The organism is Faecalibacterium tardum (assembly GCF_040096515.1).
Classification (GTDB): domain Bacteria; phylum Bacillota; class Clostridia; order Oscillospirales; family Ruminococcaceae; genus Faecalibacterium; species Faecalibacterium tardum.
Genome location: NZ_JBBMEO010000050.1, coordinates 1 through 8,832 on the forward strand (window position 1 = coordinate 1; position 8,832 = coordinate 8,832).

At 64.1% G+C, this 8,832-nt stretch carries 8 protein-coding genes; 5 read left to right on the forward strand and 3 right to left on the reverse strand.

Going from position 1 to position 8,832, the window contains the following annotated elements:
* The first annotated feature begins 238 nt into the window (after positions 1-238).
* A complete protein-coding gene (locus tag WMO44_RS13960) occupies positions 239-1,933 on the forward strand; it encodes a hypothetical protein (protein ID WP_349152937.1) in 1,695 nt (564 codons plus the stop codon).
* Between the two features lie 70 nt (positions 1,934-2,003).
* Here the strand turns inward: WMO44_RS13960 and WMO44_RS13965 are convergent, their stop codons facing one another.
* On the reverse strand, positions 2,004-2,546 hold the full coding sequence (locus tag WMO44_RS13965; RefSeq protein ID WP_270834981.1) for a stage V sporulation T C-terminal domain-containing protein: 543 nt from the start codon (positions 2,544-2,546) through the stop codon (positions 2,004-2,006).
* Positions 2,547-2,702: 156 nt separating this feature from the next.
* Here WMO44_RS13965 and WMO44_RS13970 point away from each other — a divergent pair, with 156 nt between their 5' ends.
* Positions 2,703-3,953: an aminoacetone oxidase family FAD-binding enzyme gene (locus tag WMO44_RS13970; protein WP_349152938.1), complete on the forward strand. Its 1,251-nt coding sequence runs from the start codon at positions 2,703-2,705 to the stop codon at positions 3,951-3,953.
* 53 nt (positions 3,954-4,006) lie between these two features.
* Here WMO44_RS13970 and WMO44_RS13975 read toward each other — a convergent pair whose 3' ends face one another.
* Positions 4,007-4,654: an ECF transporter S component gene (locus WMO44_RS13975; protein ID WP_238057081.1), complete on the reverse strand. Its 648-nt coding sequence runs from the start codon at positions 4,652-4,654 to the stop codon at positions 4,007-4,009.
* Between the two features lie 166 nt (positions 4,655-4,820).
* Here WMO44_RS13975 and pdxR point away from each other — a divergent pair, with 166 nt between their 5' ends.
* Positions 4,821-6,263 (forward strand): MocR-like pyridoxine biosynthesis transcription factor PdxR, encoded by a 1,443-nt coding sequence (pdxR, locus tag WMO44_RS13980; RefSeq protein ID WP_349152939.1) that lies wholly within the window; start codon positions 4,821-4,823, stop codon positions 6,261-6,263.
* Here the strand turns inward: pdxR and WMO44_RS13985 are convergent.
* Positions 6,170-7,093: a hypothetical protein gene (locus tag WMO44_RS13985; RefSeq protein WP_155515410.1), complete on the reverse strand. Its 924-nt coding sequence runs from the start codon at positions 7,091-7,093 to the stop codon at positions 6,170-6,172. The genes pdxR and WMO44_RS13985 overlap by 94 nt on opposite strands.
* A 73-nt stretch (positions 7,094-7,166) precedes the next feature.
* On the opposite strand from WMO44_RS13985, the gene WMO44_RS13990 reads away from it, so the two are divergent.
* Both WMO44_RS13990 and WMO44_RS13995 read left to right on the forward strand, forming a co-directional pair.
* Positions 7,167-7,292, forward strand: coding sequence for a hypothetical protein (locus WMO44_RS13990; protein WP_256466534.1), 126 nt, complete (start codon positions 7,167-7,169; stop codon positions 7,290-7,292).
* 38 nt (positions 7,293-7,330) lie between these two features.
* On the forward strand, positions 7,331-8,770 hold the full coding sequence (locus WMO44_RS13995) for an alanine/glycine:cation symporter family protein (protein WP_349152940.1): 1,440 nt from the start codon (positions 7,331-7,333) through the stop codon (positions 8,768-8,770).
* The last annotated feature ends 62 nt before the right edge of the window (positions 8,771-8,832 follow it).

The window sequence follows — 8,832 nt, forward strand, 5'->3', positions numbered from 1 at the left end:
TATATGCCACACAAGGCCTTTCAGCACCTGTGCGCCGAGCAGGAATTACAGGGTGCTGCGCCCTTTAAAACAAAAGAGAACATCCCCGGGCAGCAGTGTTTTAGTTTTCCCTCCTTTTCAGCCATTCGCGCAGTTTTAATCCCCATTCGCGCAGAATTTCTTTTGTTTTTGCCTAGTTTATGGTATATTTATGGTAACGACACCCCGTATAAAACCCACACGAAAGGAGCGAAACTTTATGAAAGCCAAACGCATTGTAAGCATCCTGCTGACCGGCAGTATGCTGCTGTCCCTGCTGCCGGTGTCTGCACTGGCAGCTGCCCCGGTGTTCGATGCACCCGCCCAGACCACGGCCAAAAAGGCTGCACCCCTTGTACAGGAGGCCGACGCCTCCCGCAGCACCGAGGAGGAAGCCGCCACCCGCAGCAGCCGTGATCTGGACGCAGAAAACGGCACCGCCGACAGCATTACCATCCAGCTGAACGCCGAAGGCCATCCCGAAAGTGAGGGCGACAGTGAACATTGGGCATATGGCCGTGCAACAAGCTTTAACTTGGAATTGCATCAAGGCACCTTCACCCTGCAGCCCTCCTCGGAGGCTGAGGCGGAAAGCGCATTGTGGGCAACTCTCGATATTTATAAAGATGCCGAATTTAACGGCGGTACCGTCGGCAGTTTTGCCTACAATGAGGGCACCATCTCCGGCGGTACCTTCCAGGGGGAGGTGGACAACTTCGGCGGCACCATCTCCAATGGTACCTTCCAAGGGGAAGCGTACAACCACGGCACCATCTCCAACGGTACCTTCCAAGGGAAGGTGGTCAACTACAAAACCATCTCCGGCGGTACCTTCCAAGAGAATGTGTACAACCACGACACCATCTCCGACGGCACCTTCAAAAGGGAGGTGCACAACAACGACGGCACCATCTCCGGCGGCACCTTTGAGGAAGCTGTTAAGATAAACGCCTCCTCCCACGTGGCTCAGATCAATGGCGGGACCTTTGAAAAGCGTGTGAAGCTTGCGAATGATGACGCTTCCATCACCATCAGCAACGGCCTGTTTGACGGCGAGGTTTTCACCGGAAGATGTCGCTCCCCGCTTTCCATCACCGGCGGCCTGTTTACCAAAGCTGTGGATGTAAGCAACATCACCAACCTGCCCAATCTTCAGATCACCGGCGGCTATTTTGTAAACGAGCCCACTCTGCCGGAAGGCAGCGCCATTGCCTTTACCACTGTGAGAGATCAGAATGGCAGCGCCTTCCAAGTGCCTGTAAATGATGGCTTTTCTGAAAACTACACCAGTCTTTTTGTCCCCAGCGGATCGTCTGAGCAGCCCAACACCATTACCGTAAAGACCGCTGCCCCACTGACCGACTGCCTTGCAGACGGCGAATCCATTATGGGAACCGATAAAGTCCGGAAAAACGATGACGGCAGCTACACCATTGACGTGTATTCCCCGGCGTCCATCGTTCTGGTGACCGAAGAGCCCGTGCCACCCACACCGGACAAACCCACGCCACCCACACCGGACAAACCCGGCGATGAGATCGACTCGGCGTTCTCCTCCGGTGCAGCCGCACTTGGCATCGTGCTGGGCGCTGCGGGTCTGGGTTACCTTACCTATGCCTACGGTTCTTCCCTGTATCTGCACTATGCGCTGCCGGGCGGCTTTATCCCCTCTACCCGTCAGGAGCTGGCAACCGTCCTGTGGACGACTGCCGGCAAGCCCGACCCCGTAAGCACCGCATTGTATACCGATATCCCCGCTGACGCTATCGAGCAGCAGAAAGCCGCCCGCTGGTGCGCAGAGCAGGGTCTGCTCTCTGACCACGGCGCAACCTTCGGCCCGGACACCAAGGTGACCAATGCCCGCATCATCCGCGCATGGAACCGCCTGAAAAAAGTGCCCGTGACCATTAAATAATCATTTTCTCATTCATCCTTTCATGTACACCGCCGCCCGGCTTGTCTCCACAGGCCGGGCGGCGGTGTTTTCACTCCTCCATCTGCTTTGCCAGAAAGGCCGCTGCCACTGCAACCGCCTTGCACTGGGCGTCCTCCGGGCAGGCGGTGCGGTCCTCGGTCAACAGACCCACCGCGCCGGTCACGTCCCCGCCCGCCAGTACCGGCGCGGCGCATAGCAGCACCCGGGGTGCGCCCTCGCAGGGCAGCAGGGTCTTTTCCGGGTTGCCGGAGCTCTGGTAGGGCTTGCGGGCATCCATCAGCTTTTCCAGCGGCTGGCTGATGCTGCGGTCGGTCAGCTCCCGCCGTCCGCTGCCGCTGACTGTCAGAATGCGGTCCCTGTCGCACACAAAGGCGGTCAGTGCAAACTGGCGGCTGAGCACCTCCGCCAGCTGGGCGGCAAGGGTGTTCACCTCGCCCATGGGCGAGTACTTTTTAAAGATCACTTCCCCGTCGCCGGTGGTAAAGATCTCCAGCGGGTCGCCCCGCCGGATGCGCTGGGTGCGGCGGATCTCCTTGGGGATCACCACCCTGCCAAGCTCGTCGATGCGGCGCACGATACCGGTTGCTTTCATTATTTTGCCCTCCTTGCGGTTTCCTTTGTATGTAGTATCTGTCAGCGGCGGCAAATTATACCGGCAGCGCATTTTTTGCTTTGCCCGCCGCATTGCGTTCCGGGCGGGGTTCTGCTACAATAAATAGGAATAAACCCAAAGAAAGCAGGTGTCCGCATGGCACACATCCTTATTCTGGGCGGCGGTGCCGCCGGACTGGCCGCTGCGCTGGCGGCTGCACAGGCCGCGCCCGCTGCCCGCGTCACGGTGCTGGAGCGCAACCCCAAGGTGGGCAAAAAGCTGCTGGCTACCGGCAACGGCCGCTGCAATCTGGACAACACCGCCATTGCGCCGGAAAAGTACTTCACCGCCGACCCCGCCGCGCTGCGGCCTTTGCTGGCGGCGGTGGATGCCGCCGCGCCGCTGGCGTGGTTTGAGCAGTTGGGGCTGTACACCCGCACCGATGAAGCCGGGCGGGTATACCCCTATTCCAATCAGGCGGCAGACGTGCTGGCGCTGCTGGAGCTGCATTTGCAGCGGCACACCGTACAGCTGCGCACCGGCTGCACGGTAAGCACCCTGCGGCAGAGCAAGGGCGGCTACGCGGTGCAGTTTACAAACGCCGAGGGCGGCACCGAAAGCCTGCGGGCAGATGCCGTCATCTGCGCCATGGGCGGTGCCGCCGGGCCGCAGTTCGGCACGGACGGCTTCGGCACCCGCTTTGCCGCCGACTGCGGCGGGCAGATGCGCCCGCTTTACCCCTGCCTGACCGCCCTGCAATGCGCAAAGCCGAACAAGAGCCTTGCAGGCATCCGCGCCAAAGCCGCCGCCCGTCTGCTGGACGGCGACCGGGTATTGGCTGAAGAAATGGGCGAAGTGCAGTTTACCGACTACGGGCTTTCCGGCATCTGCATCATGCAGCTGTCCGGCCTGCTTGCCCCCGGGCGCAGCCCGAAGCACCCGGCGGTGGAGCTTGATCTCTTCCCCGCTGTGCCGGAGACAGAGCTTGCCGCCCTGTTTGCGGCGCGTGCACCGCTGCTTGCCGAGGACACAGCGGCGGCGTTCTGGCTGGGGCTTTTGCACGGCAAGCTTGGCCGCGCCCTCTGGGCTGCCGCCGCCCTGCCGGATACCGCCCCCCGCGCCCTGCCCGCAGGCAGCTGGCAGAAGCTTGCCCACACCGCCAAGCACTGGCGGTTCGAGGGGCTTACCCCCTGCGGCTGGCGGCAGGCGCAGACCACCGGCGGCGGGCTTGCCCTGACCGAGGTGGAACCGACCTTCCAGTTCAAGGGCTGTCCGGGGCTGTACTTCGTGGGGGAAACGTTGGACTGCGCCGGAAGCTGCGGCGGCTTCAACCTGCACTGGGCGTTCGGCAGCGGCCTTGCCGCCGGGCGGGACGCCGCAAAGCACCTTTGCAGCCGAAAACGGTAACAAAAAAAGGGCTCCTGAAGCGCCAGCTGGCGCTTCAGGAGCCCTTTTTATTTTTACTCGCCCTTGGAAAGCAGCTTTGCACGCTCCAGCGCGGGGCGCAGTGCCAGATACAGCACCACGGCGCAGGCAGTGGAAGCCACACTGTTCACAAAGGTGACGCCGCCGGCGATCTTGGTCAGCGCCTGTGCCACGGTGTACTCCTGCCCAAAGATGTACACGTTGCGGAAGTAGCCAAGGAAGGGGTCGGTGAACACGTTCAGCAGCAGACCGGAACCCGCAGAGACGATCACCTTGACCAGATACCCGGCGCTGTGACGATCCTGATCCCGCAGCTTGAACACCTTATGTGCCACGGCACCGCAGGTGATGCCGATGATAAACTTGAGCACGAAGGTGGTAATGGCGTAGCCCGGGTCACCGGCAAGGATATCCGCCAGTGCCAGACCGATGGCACCCGCCAGACCGCCGGACACGCCGTCCAGCAGCAGCGCCGTCAGGGCAGTAAAGGTGTTGCCCAGATGGAACGAGGAACCGCCGTAGAACGGGATGCGGAAGAACAGGTAGGCCACTAAGCTCAGCGCAGCCATCACGCCGGTAAGCGCCAGCTCGTGCACCGTAAAGCGGCGCTTGTACAGCACACTGAAAAACAGGATCAGGATAACGACGACTGCCAGCAGCAGCCACATTGCAGTAGTAGACATGATACTTTCCCTCCAATCACGCCGATAACCCCACAAAACTACTTGACATTTGGGTGTTCGGCGGGTATGCTCCTATTATACGCAGAACTGACCCTATGAAAATACCCAGAACAAAGTTTTTTTATGGGGTCAGTTTGACGCAATGCCCAGATGGGAGGGACATTCTATGGTACATCTGACCACGGCACTGGACCCGGCTTCGGCGGTGCCGCTGTACGAGCAGCTCTACCGCAGCCTTGCCGCCGAGATGCGGGCGGGCACCCTGACGGCGGGCACCCGGATGCCCGGCAAGCGGCGGCTGGCGGCAGAGCTGTCGGTCTCGGTGAACACGGTGGACACCGCCTACCAGATGCTGGCGGCAGAGGGCTACCTGACCGCCCGGGAGCGCAGCGGCTTTACGGTGCAGGAGTATCTTGCCCTGCCGCAGGGGGTGCAGCCGCCCGCCGCGCATCCCGCGCCGCCGGCAGAGCCCCCCGCCGAAACCGCGCCGCCGGTGCAGTTCGATTTATCCACCCGGGGCGTGGACCCGGGGCTGTTCCCCTTCCGCACATGGGCGCGGCTGCAAAAGGAACTGCTCTATTCCGCGCCGGAGCTGCTCACCCCCGGGGATGCCCGGGGCGATGCCGCGCTGCGGCAGGCGCTGGCAGGGTATCTGGCCGAGTACCGGGGCGTGCAGTGCGACCCGGAACAGCTGGTGGTGGGTGCAGGGCTGGAGTATCTGCTGGGGCTGCTGGCCCCGCTGCTGCCCGGCCCTGCCGCCGTGGAGACCCCCGGCTACCCCCGCGCCCGGCAGGTGCTGGAAAACAACGGCGTGCCCTGCCGCTGCCTGCCGGTGGACGCGGACGGGCTGTCGCTGACAGCCCTTTCCGCCAGCGATGCGGCGGTGTGCTACGTCACCCCCAGCCACCAGTTCCCCACCGGGGTCACCATGCCCGCCGGACGCCGGGCGGAGCTGCTGCACTGGGCAGCCCGCGCCCCGGGACAGCGGTACATCATAGAGGACGACTACGACTCGGAGTTCCGCTTCGACACCCGCCCGCTGCCCAGCTTGCAGGGCATGGCGGGCGCAGACGGCCCGGTGGTGTACCTATCCACCTGCTCCCGCAGCCTTGCCCCGGGCATCCGCATCGCCTACATGGTGCTGCCCCGGCAGCTGCTGGGCGCGTGGCAGGCCAAGTACCGGCTGTACTCCGGCACGGTAGGGCGGTTTGAGCAGCAGACGCTGGCGCGCTTTATCACCGGGGGGTATTTCACCCGGCATCTGGCGCGGGAGCGCACCGCCTATAAAGCCCGCCGGGATGCGCTGGTGGCCGCGCTGCGCACCTCCTTTGCGCCGGAGGAGCTGACCCTTGCGGGGCTGCACACCGGCCTGCACCTGCTGGCACAGCTGAAAGACCCGCCGCCGGACGCCGCCCTGCGGGCTGCTGCCCGGCAGTATGGGGTGCGCTGTTCCCTGCTGAGCGACTACGACCTGACCGGCACGGCACACTCTGCCGCCGGGACGCTGGTGCTGGGCTATGGCTCGCTGCCGGATGCGGACTGCGCCGCCGCCGGGGAGAGGTTGAAAAAGCTCTGCACCGCCGCCCGGGAGGCATCAGACACCGTATAGTGCCCGCCCGCCCAGTCCCCGGGCAGGGCGTCGGCGGTGATATCCACCGGCTCGGCGCTGGTGGCTAAAAATTCCAGCGTGCGCTCCAGTGTAGCAAGGTCTACGGCGGTCAGGCTGGTCAGCAGACTGCTGCTCACCTCCCGCAGACCCTGCGGCAGGGTGGTGGGCAGCAGCTCCAGCGCCTGACGGAAAAACGCATCCCACACCGCTGCCCGCGCGGCGGCGCTGCGCCGGGGCGAAAGAGAAGTGTCGGCATCCAGCGCCGCCAAAAAGCTGTGAGCATCGGCGGCGGAGATGCCCTGCACCCCGGTGCCTTTGCCGTACTGCGCCAGCTGCTCCGGTGTGAGCGCCCCGGTAAAGCCCACCCGCACTGCGCCGTACCGCGCCGCCAGTTTTGTCAGCACCGCCGGGGCGATGGCAAGATAGTCGGTATCCTCCGGCAGGGCGAACACCTCGCCCAGCGCCTCCCGGCAGCGGGCAGGGCCTGCGGCGGCGTAGCAGTCCGCAAGGGGGACGTTCTTGCCCCCAAAGGGCACTTCCAGCGCGGCGGGCACCGCCAGCAGATGGATGCAGTTCTGTCCGGCGTTCAGGTAGGCCAGCACAAAGCCCGGGGTCTCGTCTGCCACGCACAGCAGCACGGTGCACCGGTCGGTGGCCTTGGGCAGACGGATGGGCACCCCGCTCTGGCTTTTTGCAGCCTGCCGCAGACTGCTGCGCAGCTGGGCGCGGCTGAGCAGCACCGTGCCGCCCACCAGCGGCAGCAGCACCAGCAGGGCGGCGCACAGCGCCGCCCAGAAGGGACGCCAGCCGCTGCGTTTTGCGTGTTTCATGGCTCTGCCTCCTTTTTGTGCATAAAGCATGACCCAACGGGCGACCCTTTATGCAGAAAGGCAGGGATGCTGTATGGCTAAAACAGAAAACCCCAACGAAAAAGACCGCGAGGAACAGGAGGACTTCTGGCTGACGCTGGAACCCCTTCCCGCCCCCGACCCCGATAAATCTCCGTTGCCCGCACCGCATGAGGAATAATGGCGCTGCATAGGATGCAGTAAAAAAGGGGGGATGGGATGCCAGAGCAGTTCATGCGGGGGATCGAGGCTTTGAACGGCATCGTGTGGGGGCCGATGGGGCTGGGGCTGCTCTTCGGCACCGGGCTGCTGCTGACGCTGCGCACCGGGGGCTTCCAGCTGCGGCGGTGGGGCTACTGGATGCGGCACACCCTCGGCGCTATCCTGACCGACCGGAGCGTCACCGCCCATACCGCCCGCGAGGAACAGGCCATCAGCCAGTTTCAGAGCCTGTGCACCGCGCTGGCGTCCACCATCGGCACCGGCAACCTTGTGGGGGTGGCCACCGCCATCCTTTCCGGCGGGGCGGGGGCGGTGTTCTGGATGTGGGTCATGGCGCTGCTGGGCATGATGACCAGCTACGCGGAGAACGTGCTGGGCATCTACTACCGCCGCAAAGACCCGGCGGGCGGCTGGCGCGGCGGGCCGATGTACTACCTGCGGGACGGCCTTGGGGGCAAGCCGGGGCGGGTGCTGGCGGTGCTGTTTGCCGCGTTCTGCGCGCTGGCAAGTTTTGGCATCGGCAACCTGAGCCAGCTCAATTCCATCGCGGGCAACCTGAAAGCGGCCTTTGGCGTGCCGGAGGCCGTCACCGGCGCGGTGCTGGCGGCAGTATCGGCGGTGATTTTGCTGGGCGGGCTCAAGCGTGTGGCTGCGGTGGCGGAACGGCTTGTCCCCGCCATGGCACTGCTGTACATCGTGGGTGCGCTCACCGTGGTGGGGGTGCATATCACTGCCGTCCCGGCGGCGCTTGCCGCCATCGTAAAGGGTGCGTTCGGGCTGCGCGCCGCCGGTGGGGGCATCGTGGGCTATGGGCTGTCCCGGGCGGTCACATGGGGTTTTAAGCGGGGTGCTTTTTCCAACGAGGCCGGGCTTGGCTCCTCGGTGATGGTGCACGCGGCTTCCAACGTAAAGGAGCCGGTGCAGCAGGGCATGTGGGGCATTTTTGAGGTGTTTGCGGACACCATGGTGGTGTGCACCCTGACGGCGCTGGTGGTGCTGACCTCCGGCTTTGTGGATCTGGACACCGGGCGCATCGCCGCCGGGGCGGCGGGCAGTGCGCTGGTAGGGCAGGCTTTTGACACCGTGTTCGGCACGCTGGGGTCAAAGCTGATCGCGGTGTGCATCCTGCTGTTCGCTTACTCCACCACCCTGGGCTGGAGCTGCTACGGCTGCAAGGCCGTAGAGTATCTCTTCGGCGCAGGGGCAGGGGCGGGCTACCGGGTGCTGTTCGTAGCGCTGATGCCGGTGGGCGCGGTGATGCAGCTGGACCTTGCATGGACGCTTTCCGACACCTTCAACGGCCTGATGATGCTGCCGAACCTCATCGGCGTAATTGCGCTGTCCGGCACGGTGGTGCGCATCACACAGAACTATCTTGACCGCAGACTGCACGGCAGCCACGCGCCGCCGCTGTTGTCGGCGGGCGAGACGATTTAGAATGCGCGCCGCGGGAGGAGGTTCTGCTTGCCGAGGGATGTTCTCTTTTGATGTCAAAAGAG

Bases quoted from the DNA above. Each gene is read 5' to 3' on its own strand.
- WMO44_RS13960 (WP_349152937.1), top strand. From the start codon at position 239: ATGAAAGCCAAACGCATTGTAAGCATCCTGCTGACCGGCAGTATGCTG.
- WMO44_RS13965 (WP_270834981.1), bottom strand. From the start codon at position 2,546: ATGAAAGCAACCGGTATCGTGCGCCGCATCGACGAGCTTGGCAGGGTG.
- WMO44_RS13970 (WP_349152938.1), top strand. From the start codon at position 2,703: ATGGCACACATCCTTATTCTGGGCGGCGGTGCCGCCGGACTGGCCGCT.
- WMO44_RS13975 (WP_238057081.1), bottom strand. From the start codon at position 4,654: ATGTCTACTACTGCAATGTGGCTGCTGCTGGCAGTCGTCGTTATCCTG.
- pdxR (WP_349152939.1), top strand. From the start codon at position 4,821: ATGGTACATCTGACCACGGCACTGGACCCGGCTTCGGCGGTGCCGCTG.
- WMO44_RS13985 (WP_155515410.1), bottom strand. From the start codon at position 7,093: ATGAAACACGCAAAACGCAGCGGCTGGCGTCCCTTCTGGGCGGCGCTG.
- WMO44_RS13990 (WP_256466534.1), top strand. From the start codon at position 7,167: ATGGCTAAAACAGAAAACCCCAACGAAAAAGACCGCGAGGAACAGGAG.
- WMO44_RS13995 (WP_349152940.1), top strand. From the start codon at position 7,331: ATGCCAGAGCAGTTCATGCGGGGGATCGAGGCTTTGAACGGCATCGTG.